This window comes from Enterococcus moraviensis ATCC BAA-383 (assembly GCF_000407445.1).
Lineage (GTDB): Bacteria > Bacillota > Bacilli > Lactobacillales > Enterococcaceae > Enterococcus_L > Enterococcus_L moraviensis.
Genome location: NZ_ASWB01000002.1, coordinates 333,888 through 353,828, shown reverse-complemented (window position 1 = coordinate 353,828; position 19,941 = coordinate 333,888). Strand labels below are relative to the sequence as shown.

The 19,941-nt window shown below is 36.7% G+C and carries 15 protein-coding genes; 2 read left to right on the top strand and 13 right to left on the bottom strand.

Annotation, left to right across the window (positions count from 1 at the left end; genetic code table 11):
- Nucleotides 1–76: 76 nt before the first annotated feature.
- The 5 genes from I586_RS07695 to I586_RS07675 form a co-directional block, all read right to left on the bottom strand.
- The gene (locus tag I586_RS07695; protein WP_010765714.1) at nt 77–1,327 is read right to left on the bottom strand and encodes an MFS transporter; all 1,251 of its coding nucleotides are present in this window, start codon (nt 1,325–1,327) and stop codon (nt 77–79) included.
- A 128-nt stretch (nt 1,328–1,455) separates the two neighbouring features.
- A complete protein-coding gene (gene allB, locus I586_RS07690) occupies nt 1,456–2,823 on the bottom strand; it encodes an allantoinase AllB (RefSeq protein WP_010765715.1) in 1,368 nt (455 codons plus the stop codon).
- 110 nt (nt 2,824–2,933) lie between these two features.
- Nucleotides 2,934–4,394 (bottom strand): allantoin permease, encoded by a 1,461-nt coding sequence (allW, locus tag I586_RS07685; protein ID WP_010765716.1) that lies wholly within the window; start codon nt 4,392–4,394, stop codon nt 2,934–2,936.
- 165 nt (nt 4,395–4,559) lie between these two features.
- On the bottom strand, nt 4,560–5,843 hold the full coding sequence (locus I586_RS07680) for an MFS transporter (protein WP_010765717.1): 1,284 nt from the start codon (nt 5,841–5,843) through the stop codon (nt 4,560–4,562).
- 209 nt (nt 5,844–6,052) lie between these two features.
- On the bottom strand, nt 6,053–7,261 hold the full coding sequence (locus I586_RS07675) for a pyridoxal-phosphate-dependent aminotransferase family protein (RefSeq protein WP_010765718.1): 1,209 nt from the start codon (nt 7,259–7,261) through the stop codon (nt 6,053–6,055).
- Nucleotides 7,262–7,595: 334 nt separating this feature from the next.
- Between I586_RS07675 and I586_RS07670 the strand changes: the two genes are divergently transcribed.
- Complete coding sequence (locus I586_RS07670; protein WP_010765719.1) at nt 7,596–9,236, top strand: PucR family transcriptional regulator; 1,641 nt, start codon at nt 7,596–7,598, stop codon at nt 9,234–9,236.
- A 55-nt stretch (nt 9,237–9,291) separates the two neighbouring features.
- On the opposite strand, the gene arcC is transcribed toward I586_RS07670, so the two are convergent.
- The 8 genes from arcC to allC form a co-directional block, all read right to left on the bottom strand.
- Nucleotides 9,292–10,230 (bottom strand): carbamate kinase, encoded by a 939-nt coding sequence (gene arcC / locus I586_RS07665; protein ID WP_010765720.1) that lies wholly within the window; start codon nt 10,228–10,230, stop codon nt 9,292–9,294.
- A 12-nt stretch (nt 10,231–10,242) separates the two neighbouring features.
- Nucleotides 10,243–11,085 carry an oxamate carbamoyltransferase subunit AllH family protein gene (locus tag I586_RS07660; protein WP_010765721.1) on the bottom strand — a complete coding sequence of 281 codons (843 nt, stop codon included), beginning with the start codon at nt 11,083–11,085 and terminating at the stop codon, nt 10,243–10,245.
- Nucleotides 11,086–11,097: 12 nt separating this feature from the next.
- Complete coding sequence (locus tag I586_RS07655; protein WP_010765722.1) at nt 11,098–12,366, bottom strand: YlbE family protein; 1,269 nt, start codon at nt 12,364–12,366, stop codon at nt 11,098–11,100.
- A 15-nt stretch (nt 12,367–12,381) separates the two neighbouring features.
- Nucleotides 12,382–14,139, bottom strand: coding sequence for an acyl-CoA synthetase FdrA (gene fdrA, locus I586_RS07650; RefSeq protein ID WP_010765723.1), 1,758 nt, complete (start codon nt 14,137–14,139; stop codon nt 12,382–12,384).
- A 180-nt stretch (nt 14,140–14,319) separates the two neighbouring features.
- Nucleotides 14,320–15,369 (bottom strand): ureidoglycolate dehydrogenase, encoded by a 1,050-nt coding sequence (gene allD, locus I586_RS07645; protein ID WP_010765724.1) that lies wholly within the window; start codon nt 15,367–15,369, stop codon nt 14,320–14,322.
- A 30-nt stretch (nt 15,370–15,399) separates the two neighbouring features.
- On the bottom strand, nt 15,400–16,467 hold the full coding sequence (allD, locus tag I586_RS07640; RefSeq protein WP_010765725.1) for an ureidoglycolate dehydrogenase: 1,068 nt from the start codon (nt 16,465–16,467) through the stop codon (nt 15,400–15,402).
- A gap of 23 nt (nt 16,468–16,490) precedes the next feature.
- Complete coding sequence (allE, locus tag I586_RS07635; RefSeq protein ID WP_010765726.1) at nt 16,491–17,276, bottom strand: (S)-ureidoglycine aminohydrolase; 786 nt, start codon at nt 17,274–17,276, stop codon at nt 16,491–16,493.
- 21 nt (nt 17,277–17,297) lie between these two features.
- Nucleotides 17,298–18,524, bottom strand: a complete 1,227-nt coding sequence (gene allC, locus I586_RS07630; protein WP_010765727.1) for an allantoate deiminase — start codon at nt 18,522–18,524, stop codon at nt 17,298–17,300.
- Between the two features lie 549 nt (nt 18,525–19,073).
- Here allC and I586_RS07625 point away from each other — a divergent pair.
- Nucleotides 19,074–19,937: an alpha/beta hydrolase gene (locus I586_RS07625; protein WP_010765729.1), complete on the top strand. Its 864-nt coding sequence runs from the start codon at nt 19,074–19,076 to the stop codon at nt 19,935–19,937.
- Nucleotides 19,938–19,941: the final 4 nt, after the last annotated feature.

Sequence of the window (19,941 nt, the reverse complement as noted above, 5' to 3'; positions counted from 1 at the left end):
TATAAAGTTCAATTTAAACAACAAAAAACAGCTCACTTCTTTTAATTTTTCTGAATTGAAAGAAGTGAGCTGTTTTTCATCGATTGTCGATAGATCGATTTTCATCTACAATAATGCGATTAATCAAATAAAATAGTAACGTTCCCACTCCTATAATCAAAATCGCTAAATAAAATGCATAAATTTTTGAACCCGTAATATCAGAAATTTTTCCTGTGAGTGATGGTACAATCACTGATGCAGACATACCAAAAAAATTAAAAAAACCATACATAGTGGCAACACTTCCTCTTGGCGCTCCTTCGCCTAACCAAGATATAATAATGGGTTCAACCGCTAGCTTTCCAAAAAAACCATACGCCATAATCCCGATCACTAAAATTGTTTGGTTTGTTGTTGTAACAGTTAAAAATAATACACTGGCTGCTAATACTTCAAGTAAAATAATAAGCTGCACTTTTTTCTTAGGAATTCCATCAGCAATCCTACTGAAAATCAAAGCACCGGGTATCGCAGTAAAAAATACCAGAGACGACGCAAGACCAACTGACGTTCCAGAAAATCCTTTCTCTGTTTCTAAAAAATTAGGCAGCCATGTGTCAATCAAATAGTAGGTGTACAACGTGGAGAAGTAAAGGATATAAGCTGAAATCATTCGCGGTTTAAACAATGCCTTGATCGACGTTCGCTCTTTTACTTCTGTTGCTTCGCTAACGAGCTTTTTCTTTTTTGGTTTCTCTAAACGAATATAGCGGGAAAACATCAAAATCGATAATAAAATCAACAGGATTGTAGCAAAAATCAACGCTTGCCAAGGTAACACCCCTGTTCCCACTAAATAACTAGAGGAAATCAACCCTAACCCACTCCCTATTGCTGTCCCACTATTGATCACCGCAGTGGACAAACTTCGTTTCGACACAGGCACATATTCCGCAGTCAATGAATAAGCAACTCCATAATACGTCCCACAACCGAGACCTGCTAAAACACTCCCAATAAATACAATGCCAATATTTTGTGCTAAACCAACAATTAGCGCACCTATCCCAAACAATAAAAAACCAGGAATCAAAATCTGCTTTTTCCCTAACCTATCAACTAGCAAACCTGAAGGAATTTGCATACAGACATAACCTAAAAAATAGAAACTTGAAATGTGGCCTAACTGTGCATCTGTCGCACCACCAAAATAATCACTAATGATTGGATAAATCGGGGTCAAGACTGTTCGATAGATCCAAATAACGATCCAACCAATCGTTAAAATATAAATAATCTGTTTCCAATAAGGCGTCCGCCCACTTAGTCTTTTCTCTTCATCCATCATTCACGCTCTCCTTTATTACGTCAAATCACCAAATGAATCGCATCCCTGATTAATTTTCACAACGGCAAGAATGATCAGACAATAAAAATGAGCATTTTCATGTCTGACCTTCTTCCTTTATTTACTTACTTTTTGATAAATGCCCCGACAAAATCAGAAGAAACACCTTCCTCTTTTGTATAGATAACGTGACCTCTTAAAACGGTTTGCACAGCTTGCGCCCCAATTTCACGCCCAATATATGGACTGATCTTGTTGCGGTATTCTAAATCTTCTGCTTTTAATGTGTAAGGTGCATTTGGTTTAATCAAAACAAAGTCAGCATCTTTCCCAACACTGATTCTACCTTTTTGATCTAAATCATAACGATCAGCTGGATTTGCAGCAATGATATCCGCAAATTGTTTTAATGACATACCTCGCTTTTGAACCCCTTCATCAAAGAGAACATCTACATTATTTTGAACACCAGAAATCCCACCCCATGCTTCAAAGGCATTTTCTTTCTCTTTTAAGTCTGGCGTACATGGTGAGTGATCAGATGTTACAAAATCGATTTCTCCCGCTAAAACTTTTTCCCACATACCATTTTGGTTTTTCTTATCACGGATTGGCGGTGAACATTTTACAACAGGTCCAATCGCATCTAATTCATCTGTATCAAAGTAAAGATAATGTGTACACGTTTCACACGTAACATCAACGCCTGCTCTTCTAGCTTTAGTTACTTCTTCCACACCTTCTGGACAAGCAATATGACAAATATGGATCCGACATCCAGTTTCTTTTGCAAATAAAATCGCTCTACGGATTGGTTCAACTTCAGTGAACACCGGACGGCTAGCCACATAAGCTTTTAGTGTCGTTTCGCCATTTTTATACGCAATTTCTCCTAGTTTATCTGTGATTGCTGCATTTTCCGCATGAATCGCCAAAACTTTCCCAGTTTTAGCAACTTGTTTCATTCCTTCGTAAAGTGAATAATCATCCACATTCATAAAGTCACCATCAATACTACGATCACCGCAAGTGGCCATAAAGCATTTGTAGGCAGCTACTCCACCATCATCTAATTCTTGAATCCCACCAGTAAGATTAAATGGAACTAAGCCACCGAAGGAACCTACATCCGACTTTAATTTCCCTTTTCCAGCAGTATACTTAATCTCCAATGATTCACCATCTACTGTTGCTGGTACTTGATTTAATGGCATCTCCATAAATGAAGTAACGCCACCTTTGGCACAAGAAGCTGTCCCAGTAATGTAGCCTTCCCACTGATCACGGTAACCACCACCAGGATCTGTAATGTGGACATGTGCATCCACCATACCTGGGCTTACAACTAAACCAGTTGCATCAATGACTTTATCTGCCGTACCAAGATCATTCCCAATTGCAGCGATGACTCCATTTTTTACAGCAACATCTGTTTTGACTTCTCCCGACTCCAGAATCACTAAACCGTTTTTGATGACTAAATCATAACACATTTATTTTCCTCCTAAATTTAAAAGCATCATGGACCTCTTCGCTTGGATAGAACAAAATATGTAAAATCTGACATATTTCAGCCTCTCTAAGAAATTGAGCCAAAAGCTTATTATTTTTTATCAAAAATTTTTCTTAATAGCAAATATAAAACAAAAGCTGATACAAAGCCAGAAATCCAAGAGATATCTGATACTACTTTTAAAGCGGGAATAAAATTACCACTCAAGCAAATAACTAACGCGACTACAGTTGCAACATATGCCGGTTTATTCAAACCTTTATATAAATTGTTACGATTGTCTGCATTTTGATCCATATACAACTGATTCAAATCGATTTTTTGTTTTTGGACAAAATAGTAACTGGCAATCATTGTTCCTGCAACTGGTCCTAATACTGCACCAATCGTATTCAAGAAGATAAAAATGCTATCAGCATTTTCCATTAATTTCCATGGCATAATCAAAAAGCTGATTATGCTAGCAAGTAATACACCTTTTTTATAATCGATTTTCTTAGGAAATAAAGCACACAGTTGATATGCAGCCGGAATAATATTTCCTGTTGCATTTGTCGATACAGTTGTTAATAAAAATACTAACATCGCAACAATAATAGCAAAAGAATTATCCCAACGATCTACAATATTGAGAATATTCCATTCCTGAATGCCATAACGGATAGAACCACCAATTAAAATCACAACACTTGAAAAAGCAAATATCCCATATCCAACTAGAAAACTAGCTGTCTGTCCAACAGTTTGATCTTTGGTTGATTTTGCATTTTGCGTAAAGTCTGAAACACTTGCACCTGGTGCTGCCCAAACAGCCAAAACTGAATTAATAATCATGAAATAAACAAATACGGGTGAAATATTATGTGTCGCCCCTGTGACATCATAAGATAAAATCGGGCCTAAACCGCCTGCTGCAACGATTGCCCAAATTGCCATACCGCCGAATACAATGTAAATCAGCGGACTCAAAATAGCAGTGAATTTATTAAGAATTTTTCCTCCGCCAAAACCAATCAGCATGTTTACGAGCCAAAAAATCGTAAAAGCAATCAACCCAGGAATAGAAATCCCCAAGATCACTGTATCACCACCTAGAGATAAAAACCCTGGCCAGATTTTCCCAATCAAAATCAATAGTGCTAGTGACCCCGTATAGTTTTGCAACCCAAACCAAGCAATTGCCGCGACACACCCTCTTAGAAATCCTGGCAGTTTTGCACCAATATCCCCATAGGTCGATCTTAGATGAATCGCAAATGGAATGCCATATTTTGAACCTGCACGACCATTATAGGTCATAAATAGCGCAACTGCCAATGCACTAAGGACTAAAGCCAGCATTATATTGATCGGAGAAAGTCCTAAAAAGAGAAATCCTCCTACAGCAGTGTAATTCGGTATGTTATGTACTGAACCCATCCACAACGTAAAATAGTTCATTTTTCCCATCGTCCTTTTAGATAAGGGTTTTGGAAGCATATCTTCATTATAACCACGCTCTCGATAACGTTGAAGTTCATCTTCTGTGATTTGATAATCTTGGTTTTCCATCATTTCGCCTCCTTTTAAGCGCTTACATACACTAAAATTCCAAAAATTCTATTTTTTTTATACATAGCTTTTATCTAAAAAATATGATGTGTTTAAGTTCTATCCACTATATTTAGTCTCAGAAGCTAAACACATCATTATTTATTGCTTTACGAAAACAGATGCCTATTCAGCGACTGTTTTCTTTTTATTCAAGTTCGCTAATAAGAATAGCGCAGTACCTACTACTAATAAAATTACCGAAATGTAAAAGCCCATTTCTTTTGAACCTGTGGCATCTGAGATTGAACCAGTTAATGTTGGTGCAATCACTGAAGACATCATTCCGAAGAAATTGAATACACCCAATGTAGTACCAATACCAACTTTAGGCGCATTTTCACCTAACCAAGAAATAATAATTGGCTCAACAGCAAGTTTTCCTAAGAAGCCGTATAAGATCAAACCAATTAATAATAATGTTGAGTTTGTTGCTTGTACAGTCAGTAATAACATTGCTGCAGCTAAAAATTCTAAAATAACGATAAATTGTACTTTTTTGTGCATAAACTTATCTGCTAAACGACTGAAGAATAACGCACCTGGAATTGAAGCAAATGCTACAAGAGAAGCTGAGAACCCAATTGCTGCACCTTCAAAGCCACGTTCTGTTCCTAAGAAGTTTGGTAACCAAGTTACCGTCATATAGTACGCATAACAAGTAGCAAAATATAAAATATAAGCAAATAACATTTTTGGTGAGAATAATTTTTTGATTGAAACCTTTTCTTTTTCCACAACTGTGGCTTCTGGTGCAGCCGCTGCTGCTTCAGCTGCCTCTGCCGCTTCAGTTTGTGCTAAGAATTCAGCATCTTCTTTATTATTACGAATAATTGCAACAAATGCTACCAACATTACAGCAATCAATGCTACAGAAATGTACATCATTGTTTGCCATGGAAATTTCAATTGAACAACTAAGAAACTAGATAAAATCAAGCCTAGACCAGAACCAACAGCTGATCCACTATTTACGATAGCTGTAGAAAAACTTCTTTTTTCGCGTGGAATATTTTGAGAAGTTAATGAATATGCTGAGCCATAAAAAGAGCCACAGCCTAAACCAGCTAAAACACTACCAACGTAAATCATTTGAATATTTGTTGCTTGAGAAATCAATAACGCAGCTAGACCAAAAACGATAAAACCAGGAATCAGTACTTTTTTCTTTCCGATTTTATCAACTAAAAATCCTGCTGGAATCTGCATTGCTACATATCCAAAGAAGTAACAAGTAGAAATAAAGCCTAATGCTGTATCTGTGATATTTCCGCCAAGTGAAGCATTGATTTGCGGATAAGCAGGTGACAAAGCTGAACGATAAACCCAGATCGTTACCCAACCAGCACATAACAAAATAACAATTTTTTTCCAATAATCCATTCCTGAACCCTTACTTTTTGCATCCATGTCTTTTCCTCCATATGTTATTTTTTATAGATAGGATCAAAAAAATGTTTGTGCAATTTTCTCTCAAACCTATATCAAATAACTTCTTATTCATTATCAATTGTAAGCGGTGGCAAATTTTCACGCATCATTATTTTTCACAAACTTGTCAAAAAGTTTGTGCAAAACGAACAATCACTTGTTCTTTCACACAAACAATTTGCATGTTCTTATTTTTTGTAAATATTTAGTGCAGCTTTCACAGCCTCACCTTTCACAATCTCTGCCCCATAATAATTAAGTGCCCCTTCTAATGCAGACAATACGTGAAGTACATTTGATTTTCTACTGCTGTACCCCATATTTCCGATACGCCAAACTTTTCCTTGAAGTGCTCCAAAAGAAGATGCGATTTCAACACCGAACTCATCCAACATAAGTGCACGAACTTTTTCCCCATCAATTCCAGCTGGAATCATAATTGGTGTAACAGTCGGCATTTTTGTCGTTAAATCGCCATAAAATCCAAGTCCCATCGCTTTTATCCCCGCAACGATGGCTTGATCGTTTTGTGCATGTCTAGCATAAACCTTATCCATTCCTTCGGTAATCATCATTCTAAGCCCCTCATGCAAGCCATAGATCATGCTTGTTGCTTCAGTATGATGGTTGATTCGTTCTTCACTCCAATAACGTTGTAATTGGCTTAAATCAAGGTAATTACTGCTAATATGATTCTCATTACGAATATCTTTACTTAAACCTAATTCTTTTTGATAACGACTCGTTAAAACTTTTTCTACTCGGTCATTATATGTGATCAAAGATAAACCAGAAGGAACACTCACACATTTTTGCGTTCCTGCAATTGCAATATCGACTCCCCACGCATCAACTTCTAGTGGCACACCACCATATGTTGCTACCATATCTACAACAAAGAAAACATCATTTTCTTTACAGTGTTTACCGATTTTTTCCATAGCTTGCATTTGACCGTTAGCGGTTTCTCCATGAACCATTGCTACAATTTTCGGTTGTACTTTTTCAATAGCTTCGATTACAGTTTCTTGTTCAAAAGGCGCGTCCCATTCTTTTTCCAAATAATGGATCTCCGCTTTTGCACGTTCACAAATTTCTCCTAGAAGGTACGCAAAACGCCCATATACCGGAATTAAAACTTTATCGCCCGGCTCAATCAACGCTATCAAAGCAGCCTCTAATCCAGAACGTGATGTTCCGTCGATTGCAAAAGCTTGTTCATTTTTGGTTCCAAAAGGAATCTTGATCATTTCCTTTACTTCATCCATAATTGTTAGAAAAGCTGGATCAAACTGGCCTAAAATTGAAGCTGACATCGCTCTTAAGGCTACAGGATGAGCCTCAACTGGTCCTGGTGTCATGATTGTTCTACTCGGTACTGATATTTCTGAAAACATAACTATCTCCTCTTTTCCGTTTTAATTTCATCCTACCCTTATATCCAAAAAAGTCATTGTCACTTTTGAATAAAAAAATAGAATTTTCAGTTACTTTATACAAACCTTTCTTGAATCTGCATACGCTATCATTTAGAATAGAGATAACCAATACCAACATGATCATCATTTGGCATAAAAATGAAATAAGTTTCCAACAAAGCAAGATGTATTTGGTATGACTCTTTACCATCTTAAGATAAAATAAGCCATACTTGTAATAGAATACCACTTGCTTATTTTTTATTAAACCTACACAAGCTTATTCAGCTTTTACTATTAGGAGGAAATCCATTTGACTACTTTAGAAGATTTATTAAAAATACCAAGATTTTCTGATTTAAAATTACTAACTCATCCATCAAAAGCCAATACGATTGTTGAAAGTATTGAAATTTCTGAAACACCCGATGTAGCTAATTTTGTTCCAAAAAAGATTTTCCTTTTAACAACTGCAATGGTTTATAAAGATAACCAAGAGGAGTTGATCCGTTTAATTGATTCTTTAAAGGAACAAGAAGCAGCAGGTATTGGGATAAAAGTCGGCCGATTCATCGAAACGATTGATCCTGAAGTAGTAGCTTATGCAAATAAGATCGATTTTCCAGTTGTACAAGTTCCGAGTACTCAACCATTAGGTGCATTATTACATCAACTACTAAATTATTTATGGGATACCAAAACAGAACAACTCAGCTATGCTTTAGACATTCAAAAACGTTTTTCTAATTTACTGATCCATGATGTTAGCATCGCTCGATTCATTGCTGATTTTGGCAAAATGATTAACACACCTGTCATTTTATTAAGTCCGTATCGTAAAGTAATTGCTCATTCCAAACATTTTACCCAAACGTCAAAACCAGCAGAGTATTATGTTGAACAGCTTGTCAGTAAGTATTCTAATTGGAACGAAGATAGTCATGCATCCTTTATGATCAAAGATTTAAATCAAGAACCTTTACAAATTGCTGGATTCTCAGTTACTGTAAACAGCTATTTCCCACATTACTTGCTGATTTTAAACCCACAACAAGTTCCATATCCGATGTCAGAATTTGCTGTTGAACAGGCTTGTTTAGTTTTATCATTTATGTTGTATAAAAATCAAAAAGTTCAGGAGTCTCTTGATTTTCTCAAAAGTGACTTTTTGAGTCAACTAATTGAATATCAACAAACGCCTCATCAGTCTAGACGTGATTGGCTTGATTTAGGTACAAACTACGGCTTAAAGAAAAGCACACAGTATCAAGTTGTCTACGCCGTTTGCAATCAAACTATAACAACTGCGACCAAGATTAAATACCAACAAGAAGAAAGTGACGTTGCTTTTCAATGGCTGTCAGAAACATTGCCACCTAGAATTAAACATATTAGTATCTTCAAGGTAAAGAATACAAATCATTTAGCGATTTTGATCCAAAGTAGAGTAGAAGACTTAGAAAAAATTTTAAGTGAACTATCTTTAGAATTATCTGAAAAACTTCCAATAACTTTAACATTTGCTTTAGGTAATTTATATGAAACAATCGAACAAATCGCCAGCTCTTTCATTGAAGCCAAAACTGCGTATGAAGAAATGTTGACGATGACGAATGTACCATTAACCCATCGTTATCACCCGAAAGGAATGAAAAGTCTATTTGAAAAAATGAGTCTTGAGGATATTCACTATTTCTGTGAAACGACTTTAAAAGAGCTCGCTTATCCTGTTGAAGATTCGTTCATTGAACTTCGTAAAACGTTGCAATGTTATTTAAGTTTTCAATGTGAAATATCAAAAACTGCAAAGGAAATGTATTTGCACCGAAATACAATCAAATATAGAATCGATCATTGTGCAAAATTACTTGGTAAAAATATTCAAGACCCAACAAATAGTCTAAATTTACGTTTAGCTTTGGAGCTGTCTGAACGTTCGAACCAACATCAATAAAAGAAGAAGTTGAAAGAAACTTAAATCGTTTCTTTCAACTTCTTTTTACAACTATTTAACCTGTAATTCTTGTTCCTGCTCTTCCTAATAAAGCTTGATCAGCTTCTTCTAAAGAACAAATAATGGCTGTTTTACCTTGTGATGCAAATCCGATTGCCGCTTCCATCTTAGGTCCCATACTACCATCTGCAAAATGACCTTCATCCATATATTGTTGCGCTTGTTTTACGGAAATTGTTTCTAGTTTCTCTTGATTTTCTTTACCATAATTGATATAAACATTGCTTACATCTGTCAGCATCATAAAGACATTCGCATCGATTTGTTCTGCAAGTTTTTTACCCGTACGGTCTTTGTCAATCACTGCTTCGATTCCTTTTAATAACCCATCTTGATCACGGACAACTGGAATTCCCCCGCCTCCGCCTGCGATTACGATTGTATTTCTGTTTAGTAAATTAACAATTGCATCTACACCATGAATAGCTTTTGGTTGTGGAGACGGAACAACGCGGCGGTAACCACGGCCAGCATCTTCCATCATCACCCAATTTTTTTCTTGTTCCATTTTTTTAGCTTCTTCTTCAGAATAAAAAATTCCGATTGGTTTGTTTGGATGATTGAATGCTTCATCATCAGCCGACACTTCAGTTTGAGTCAATAACGTGATTACATTGCTCGTCAATCCTTTTGTTTCTAATGAATTTTTCAAACTTTGTTCCAACATATATCCAATAAACCCTTGAGATTCTGCATTACAAACATCTAAAGGAAATGGCGGAACAACATCTTTTGCTTCCTCATTTTGTCTTAAAATATTTCCAACTTGCGGACCATTCCCGTGAGTTAAAACGATTTCATAATCGATTTCTTCTATTTTCGCAACCAGTTCTGCACTGACTTTAACATTTTCTAATTGTACCTCTAGTGTTGCTTCTTGATTTGGTTTTAAAATTGCATTGCCTCCCAATGCGATTACGACACGATTTGCCATAAAAATCCTCCTTCAGCTAGCGCTAAGTACTTTGATTGTTGTTAAAAAACCTGCTAATAAATCAACACCTGATGTATGACCTACAGCAATGACCGATTTTACAATACTTTCAATTTGTTCTTCTTTACTTTCTGACATTAATACCGCTACCAATCTTAGGACTGGCTCACTAAAACGACCTGATATTGCGCACAACAAATAATGCTTGCTGATATCTGTCGTTAAAGACTGCTCTGTTAACAGTTCAGTAAGTAAGTTCGTTAATATTGGGTGTTCCTTTTTTAATAAGAACCGTGCAGCGAGATGCCCCACGATCATATCATCACCAGACGGCGTTAGTCCTGCCCCTCTGCCTAAAAGAAAATTCAGACCCTTTTTTTGCTGTATACTCTCTTCTTGACATAATAATTGAATGGCTTCACTAAACGGATGTCTTGCTTCGATAAATTGAGCTAGAGTATTCTGACTGCCAGTTTCTTTGAGTATTGTATTTGTATACGAAAATAGCTTTTCTTGACTCGCTTTACATATCTTCTGTGTTATTTCTACAACTGATGAATACGTCTTTCCATGCATCAAAAATAGATGATTCTTAGAAAAATGTAAGCTATTTTGTTTCCAAGTTATTGTCTCTCCGATTTCAACTGTTCCTAATAATCGTGAGAAATCAACTGCTTCCAAATAAATACCGTTTGGCATAAAAGGATAGTTAGTGGTCGTAACGACCACTAACGTTTGTTTCCTTTCATCTTGAATATTAAAGCTATTTTTATATTTGCTATGAACATGCCAATTTGTTTCTTCACTATTATCTATCAAAAGATTTTGATCTATAAAACAAGCATTAACAAACACTATTTTCCCCTTTTATTCTGTAAAACCTAATTTTTTTGCATACGCTAAAACGGCTTTTTCAAAGCAATCGATTGGAGGTGTCACAGTACCTGCACCGATTTGACCCAACCCAGCTTTTTTGTTTGCAATTCCTGTGTTAATTACCGGAAGAATTCCTGTTTCTACAACTTTTCTTGCATCGATACCTAAACAAATGCCTTTAAAGTCCCAAGTTGGAACTGGGAAATTCGGGTTTGTGTCAATACAGATTTCCGTCATTTCATTACTTGTATTCAACGCGTCATAAAAACCGCCTGAGCCGACGAAACGGGTTACTGCAGGAGCCGCGATCATTGCCATACCACCAACACCGAACGTTTCAGTAATAGCACTGTCACCCATATCTGGAGCGGCATCTGCTTCACTAAATCCTGAAAAATAAAGTCCTTGAGGTGTGTTGACTGGTCCTGTAAACCATTCGTCTCCCATTCCAGCAATCCGAATACCAAATTCATAACCATTTCGGCACATTGCTGTAACGATTGTTCCTTCTTGTATTTGTCTTGCACCATCCATAACAGCTTTTGCAGAAGCCATCATGATATTCAAGAAAAATTGATCTGTATCCGCTAAGAATTGAACCACTTCTTCACGTTTTGTTTGATCGATTTCAGTTAGGCCAACGATGATTGGAGCCATTTCTTTTAAAAATGCTAATGATGCTGCAATATTACGTTGGTGGAATTCATCCCCCATAGCAATTGCTTTAGCAACCAATACATTGATGTTTAAGCCGTCTTCTTTTGTTTTTAATGCTGCACTTAAAACAGGTGCCAAAGTATCTCTCATCCATCTTAAACGAGTAATTACTTCGTCAGAATAAGCACCAAAGCGTAATACTGCTCCAATACCTTCGTTCATCGTACAAAATGCACGGTTGCCATCTGTTTTATTTTCAACAACTAAGACTGCCATGTTTCCTGAAGTGATACCACCCATTGGTCCAACTGCATTTACGTGATGACATGGAATTAATTTTACTTCACCAGATTCTAGCAATTTTCTAGCTTCTTCTTCTGTTTCACACCATTCTTCAAATAAAACTGCACCTACACAAGCGCCTTGAATAGGATCGACCATTTTATCGTAAGTGATTGGTGGTCCTGCATGTAATAAGACTTTTCCTTCATTCAATTCTTCGATTACTGAATTTGCTGGGACTACATCTAATAAGAAAGGAGAACCAGCAACGATTTTTGCTGCTACCGCTTGGTTTGCTTCATCGATTGTTTTATATGCCATTTGATTTATTCTCCCCTATTTAGCTAATGCTACTTTATTTAAGAACTGTAATGCTTTTTGCAGTGTAATGTTTCCGCCTGCAACTGGTTGCCAGTCATACTGGACTACTTTACCACCATGGTTAATGATTGCTTCTGAGAAACTACGTAAACCAACGTTGATAAATCCTTGGTTTGTCAATAATGCTAACATTGCTTCTGTTGGCTCAATTGTAACTGGATTTACTGCTGGTGCAGCTTCGATTGCTTTATCTGTTTGTGTCAATGGATGATCTAAAATAGCCAATGCTAAACGTACTGCTTGTGCGTTACTATCACAAAGAATAACACCCGCCTCTTTCATGATTGTTTCTTGCTCATGAATGTTTTGAGGATCTTCGTCCGTTCCCACAATCGTACTGATCACAAATAATTCTCTGCCTTCAGCTTTCGCATTTGCTTTGATTTCTTTGATAGTTGGTGCCAATTCTTGTGCCATATTTGCATGAGAGCCGTACCCTAATACAACATCTAATAAAATGATTGCTGTTTCAGGATCTTTTCCAGATTCTTCCAACATTTCTTTACGTTTTGATGGATCGATCATTGGATGAGGTTTCCCTTGTGTATAAACATCGTCTCCTAAGTCAATAATCTCATGTCCTTGATTTTTTAAGATAAAGCCTTCTGGCGCATGTTCGTCACCTGTTAATGCTAAACCTTCTTTGATCAACATTGCTGCTTCATAAGCAAGAGTTCCACCAGAGTATAAACCTTTAACAAATTTTTGTTTTGGTTTAAAAGAATGAGCAGGAACTGTTAATGTTTCTTTCACAGCTTGAACATTTTCTTTATTCAATAATTGAACAGCCGTTTGAGCTGCTTCTTCTAAAGTATAAGCACGATAAAGATTTTCTTCATGAGACGTTGGTTTTTCGCCTAGGAAAATCGTTACAGCAGGTTTTGAAATACTTCTTAAAAGATTTAAGACTTCATCACGAACTTCTGGTGCAGGTGGTTTAGAGATTACTACAACCACTTCTGTGTTAGGGTCTTTCTCTAATGTCATGATGCTGTCTTTTAAAGTGATTCCGCCGATTTCAGCTTTTAAATCACGTCCGCCAGTCCCGATTGCATTCGTCACGCCGCCACCTAATTTGTGGATGATCGTCGTTACTTCTTGAATCCCTGTACCAGAAGCACCAACAACGCCGATTTTACCTTTACGAACAGCATTTGTGAATGCCACAGGAATACCATTGATAATACCTGTTCCGCAGTCTGGTCCCATTAATAGCAAACCTGCATCATGCGCTTTTTCTTTTAAGCGTTTTTCATCTTCAATTGCAACATTATCGCTAAAACAGAAAACATGTTTGCCTTCATCTAACGCTTTTTCAATTTCAAGTGCTGCATGGGTACCAGGAATAGAGAAAACAACTACGCCAGCATCTTTCCCAAGCTCAAAAGCTTTATCCCACGTTTTTACGACTTCTTCGCCCGAAGCATCTCTGCCGCCTTTTGTTTGTTCTTCTAAAAATACATCAATTTCTGTCAATACTTGATCAATCAATGAGTCATCTTCAATGTCTAATACGATTACCATATCATTAGAAGAAGCTTTTTCTAGCTCTTCCGTGTACAACCCACCTGTTTTGAAGATGTCTTTATTGGCTGGTGTTCCCATCATTACAGAAACATTGTGAACACCATCGATTGTATTTAGTTTGTTCGTTAATAGCATCAGTACAATAGAATCTTGATAGCTATTTGCTTTAATAATTGTATGCAGCATTGAAATTCCTCCTTGAATTATAGGTAACAACGGCTCGCCTTACTACATTTTGCATTTTTCAATCGTTTAACAACTAATGAAAGCAAATGTGTAGTGCGCTCGTTCAACTCTGCCAGATAAATTGAACTGGAACAGAGTGTAGTACTAACTTGCAAAACTAGAAATTTTATTTATTAAAATTTATTCTGCAAACTTATTTTTATGATCATAACGATCGTAATGGATATCATCACTGATTAAGTACTCATAGATATCATCAACAATTTCAATACCATTTTCTTCATAATTTTTTTCACGAGCTCTTCCTCGTTCACCCGGATAATTTACTTCAGTGAATCCAGGACTTGGGCTGATTTCTTTCAATTCATCGAGCATTGTTGAAATACTCTTTTTAAAAGTATCTAGTCCAATAAAAAATTCTGGATTGATCACAATATGAAGTTGGCCTAATTCACGACCTTTAGATAAATCATGATACATGGAAGAAACGTGTTTGCCAAATGGCACGCCTAGTAAAACACCGGATAAGATATCTACCATCATCATCAAACCATACCCTTTTGGTCCTGCTATTGGTAATAACGCATTAACAGCAGTAGAATCTGTTGTTGGATTTCCTTGAGCATCCACTGCCCATGTATCTGGTATCGCTTCTTTTTTAGAACGAGCATGTAATATTTTGCCCCACGCTTGAACGGTTGTGGCCATATCAAACGTAATCACACGGTCATCATTACTCGGTGCCGCAAATGCAATTGGATTCGTACCAAAGTATGGTTCACTTCCACCAAATGGCACAACCATTGGATCCGATTGACACACCGAAAGAGCAACCATATTTTGTTCTGCAGCTCTTTCAACATAGTAGGCAAGTGCCCCACTATGAGAGATGTTCCGTACACCAACAACTGCTACACCATTTTTCTTTGCCATTTCAATTGCAAGATCCATCGCCTTTTTTGCCGCAACAAAACCAGAACCATTATCCCCTTCAAACATACCACAACTAGGAGCTGTTTGGTCAAATGAAAACGTAGGCTCATTTGTGATACCGCCTTTTGCAATTCTTTCTGAATAATATTCTACACGCATTGCACCATGAGAATGAATTCCTCTTGCATCTGCAAATGTTAAAACATCACTTACGATTCCTGCATGTTCTTCTGACAAACCAGCTTTTTGTATTTTGTTTTGGATTAATTGATGTAAATCTGCTTTTTTTACTCTCATTGTAGAGCACTCCCCTTTATTTGAAAAAATTTATTTTTTCTCACCAAAGGCATTTGTATTCTCATATCGATCAAAATGTAGAGTATCACTCTTTAAATAATCATAAATATCTTTGACGATGTCGATACCATCAGTCATTGATTTTTCATAATTGATTTGATTGATTTCTCCTGGATAATATACTTGTTCAAATCCATCGGCTGCTGGAATCTCATGTAACTCATCCACCATACCATCTACTGATTCTTTAAACATATCTAAATCAGTAAAACGTTTTGGATCGATCAAAATGTACATTTGACCAACATTACGGCCTTTGCTTATATCGTCATACATTGAAGAAACGTGTTTTCCAAATGGTAATCCTAGAAGCATACCAGATAAAATATCTACCATCATCATCAAACCATACCCTTTTGGTCCTGCTATCGGTAATAATCCGTTGACTTTATGAGGATCAGTTGTAGGCTTTCCGTCTTTATCAACTGCCCATGTATTAGGTATATCTTTATTTTTAGAACGGGCATCTAGTACTTTGCCCCACGCTTGAACTGTTGTTGCCATATCAAAAACTACAGGCTCGTGGTCTTTTCTAGGAGCCGCAAATGCGATTGGATTTGTTCCAAAATAGTTTTCTTTTCCACCAAATGGTACAACCATCGGATCTGATTGACACATTGCAATTGCAATTAAATCTTGTTGCGCAGCTTTTTTAACATAATAGGATAATGCTCCGCTGTGGCTTATTTTAGAGATTCCAACAGCCGCTACACCTGATTTTTTTGCCATATCAATGGCATAACCTAACCCTACATCTGCAACGAATTGCCCTGCTCCATTTTTCCCGTGAACAATTCCTGAACTTGGTCCAGTCTCTTCAAATTCTATTTTTGGATCAAGTGTTACGCCGCCTTTATCGATTTGTTCCGCATAGTATTCCACTCTAACAGCTCCATGCGAGTGGATACCACATGCATCCGCAAATACCAAATGTGTCGCCACTTCATTTGCATGTTCTGATTTTAAACCAGCTGTCGTTAATTTTTTTTCGATCAATTCATGCAATTCTTCTGGTTTCACTACAACAGTTTCATTCATTCTTAAACTTCCTCTTCATTAAATTAAATTTCTGGATCTCGGTTGCAATCTTTCGAATACACATACATCAATGGTTCATCGCGTCCTACAGCATAAGCTGCTTGTTGCACATAAGAACTCATAAAAATGTAGTCTCCTTTTTCGACTGGCATCCATTCATTGTCTAAGTTGTACATGCCTTGTCCAGAAAGTAAATATGCACCATGTTCTTGATAATGTGTTTCGATATAACCATGACTTGCTCCAGGTTCAAATGACAGAATATGGAAATTCATGTCAAAACCTAAATCTTTAGGTAAAAAGTCCCATAGAAGAACATCTTTCATACCTTCATACTCAATTGGTTCCATATCGTTTACATTCCCAACCACTTTGTGTGCTTCATAGCCTTCTAGTGGTTGATAACGTTTTTTGTATAAGAAGATTTCTGTGTCAGCATCTTGACCATTTTCTAAATACATCAACGTACTAGCTGGTAAATAAGCATAGCCGCCTTTAGTTAGTTTGTGTGTTTCAGTACCGTCATTTACGTTTAAAACGCCATCAATCACATAAACGATTGTTTCAACACCTTCGCCACCAAAACCGCGTTGGTTTTTGCCATCTTTATGCATTGTGATAATATAATCAACAAAATTTGCACCTAATTGTTTTGAACCTAGAATAGAACAATCACAATTTTCAAAGCCAGGAATCACATTATTTACTAAACCGTCATGTGGAATCAACGCATAATTATTTTTTTTGATTACAGCTCTAGATGATAATAAGCCATCCAGATAGCCAGTTTGATTATTTTTATAACCCATGTTTATTTCTCCTACTTTCTTTTATTTATAAGCTAATTCATATAATGTGCTAGCTAGTACTTTTACCCCATTCACTAAATCATCAATATCTGTTGCTTCTGCTGGATTATGGCTGATACCGTTAATACTTGGGACAAAAATCATTGCTGTTGGGAAGTTTGGTGCAATGATTTGAGAATCATGACCTGCGCCACTATGCATTACTTTGTATTTCATATTTTCAGCTTTAGCCGCTGTTTCGATTGCTGTTACGATTTCTTCATTCATTGGAACTGGCGCTTCATCCATCCATAAATCGATATCGATTTCTAAGCCATGTTCTGCTGCGATATCTCTCATCAATTGCTCGATTTCTTTTGTAAATGCATGTAACTCACCGCTGTCTGTATGACGGCAATCCATTGTAAATAGCACTTCTCCTGGAACAACGTTTACTGTATTTGGTTTAGGTTCAACTTTACCAAACGTTAATACTAATGGATCACCAACTTCTAACGCTCGATCGATTGCTTGTGAACAAATTTTAGCAAATCCGTAAACCGCATCTTTACGATAGCCCATTGGAGTGGTTCCAGCATGGTTTGCTTCGCCTTTTAACACAATTGTATAACGTCTTTGTCCTGCAATATTGTTGACCACACCGATTTGTAATTGCTCTTTTTCAAGCACAGTCCCTTGCTCGATATGGATTTCTACAAACGCTTTGATGTCATCTCTAGTTGCTTTACTTTCATCTCTAAAGTCAAAGCCATGGCGTCGCATTTCTTCGACAAATTTCAATCCTTCAAAGTCAGCGATCTCAAGAACATCTTCTTTCTTCGCTTCACCAACAAAGTTTTTACTACCCCAGAATACTGTAGGAAAACGGCTACCTTCTTCTTCGGCCATTGAAATAACTTCTAATGAACGTTTTGGTTTGCCGTGTGTTTCTAATAAATATTGGATCGCAACATACGCTGCAATGACCCCAAATTGACCATCTAAGTTCCCACCATTTACAACAGTATCGATGTGAGAGCCTGATAAAACTGTTTCTTCTGGATGTTCTGTACCTTCAACTCTACCAAAGAGGTTCCCGATTTCATCAAATGAAGCGGTCATACCAATTGCTTCTAATTTTTCTTTTACAGATTTTTGTGCTTCCAACCATGAATCCGAATACAATAAACGTGTCATCCCACCGGTTGGGTCGTTGCCAATACTAGATAAGTGATCGATATTTTCTTGTAAAACTTTTTTTAAATCCATTTGATACATCTCCCTCTTTTATTATCATAATCATTGTAAGCGGTTGCCCGTTTTCATACACTATCCACATTTCACAAATTAACTCCTATCTTTGTGCGCATTAAACATAAAGACTGAGGCTATTTGGGTTAAAATGGAAATAAGTTAGTGAAATTATTTAGATTTATAGATTTACTTTTTGAAAAAGTGATAGAATACAGATGGTGTTAAAGACATCTCGATTATTTTTTCTATTTTTCTGTCGAAGCTAAACAAGCTCGCTACGCTTTTGCCTTGAAACATGCCAAGAAATACAACGAAGTTATGAGTTGATATTGATTGGTACAAGGTGACTGAAAGGAACGTTGCTTCCTTCTGTTATTAAGATGTTGAATGGTACAAGGTGTAGCTTAGCGAAACGTTGTTACCATATGTTATCTAGCTACGCGGGCTAACTCTTCGGGAAAAAGATAAAAATAGTTTGTGGCGAAAAGCACCACAATCGATTTTTTCTATTTTCCTGTCAGAATTGGACGAGCCCGCTACGCTTTTAATTTAGGAGGACCATTAATGAGAAAACAAACATTTCTTTACAGCACACTAGAAGATTTAGATTTATCTATGACCTTTTACTCAAATGAAAATAACTCATCTACTAAAGCTACTTTACTTTATTTTCATGGTGGCGGTCTTCTTTATGGAACTAGAAATGATTTACCGGAAGTGTACTGTGAACTATTGGTAGAGAACGGCTACAACTTGTTAGCTGTTGATTATCCTTTAGCACCTGAAGTTAAACTCCCAACTATTATTTCTTGTTTAACGGAAGCCATTGATTGGTTTTTGAAAAATTATCAAACCACTTTAGGTCTGAAAAAGCCGGATTATTTTTTATTTGGACGTTCAGCCGGTGGTTTTTTATCCTACTTATTATCTGCTCGCCATCTTTTGCCAGAGCAAAAAGGATTGATTAGTTTTTATGGCTATTATGATTTGACCAATCCATCATTCAATCAGCCTAGTACTTACTATAATCAATTTCCTAAAATTGCACCTCTAACTGCTCAGGCGCTGATTTGTCCAAAACCGACCGCAGAAGTTTCTATCAACGAACGTTTTTCACTTTATTTGTCTGGTCGACAATTTGGCAACTGGCTAAGTTATCTTGTCAGTACTCCTAGCGAAAAGGAAACTTTTAGTCTCACTGATACAGAACTTACTGCACTTCCGCCTACATTTTTGGCTCATAGTTCAGCCGATCAAGATGTGCCCGTTGAAACTTCTCGTATTGCGAATACTAAAATTCCTGATGTTACCTATGAAGAAGTTGAGAAGCTTCCGCATGATTTTGATGGTGATATTACTAAAAGTGAAGGGCTTCAAGTTTATCAAGCTTTAATTGTATGGCTTGATAAAACATTAGCTACTTCTTGATTTT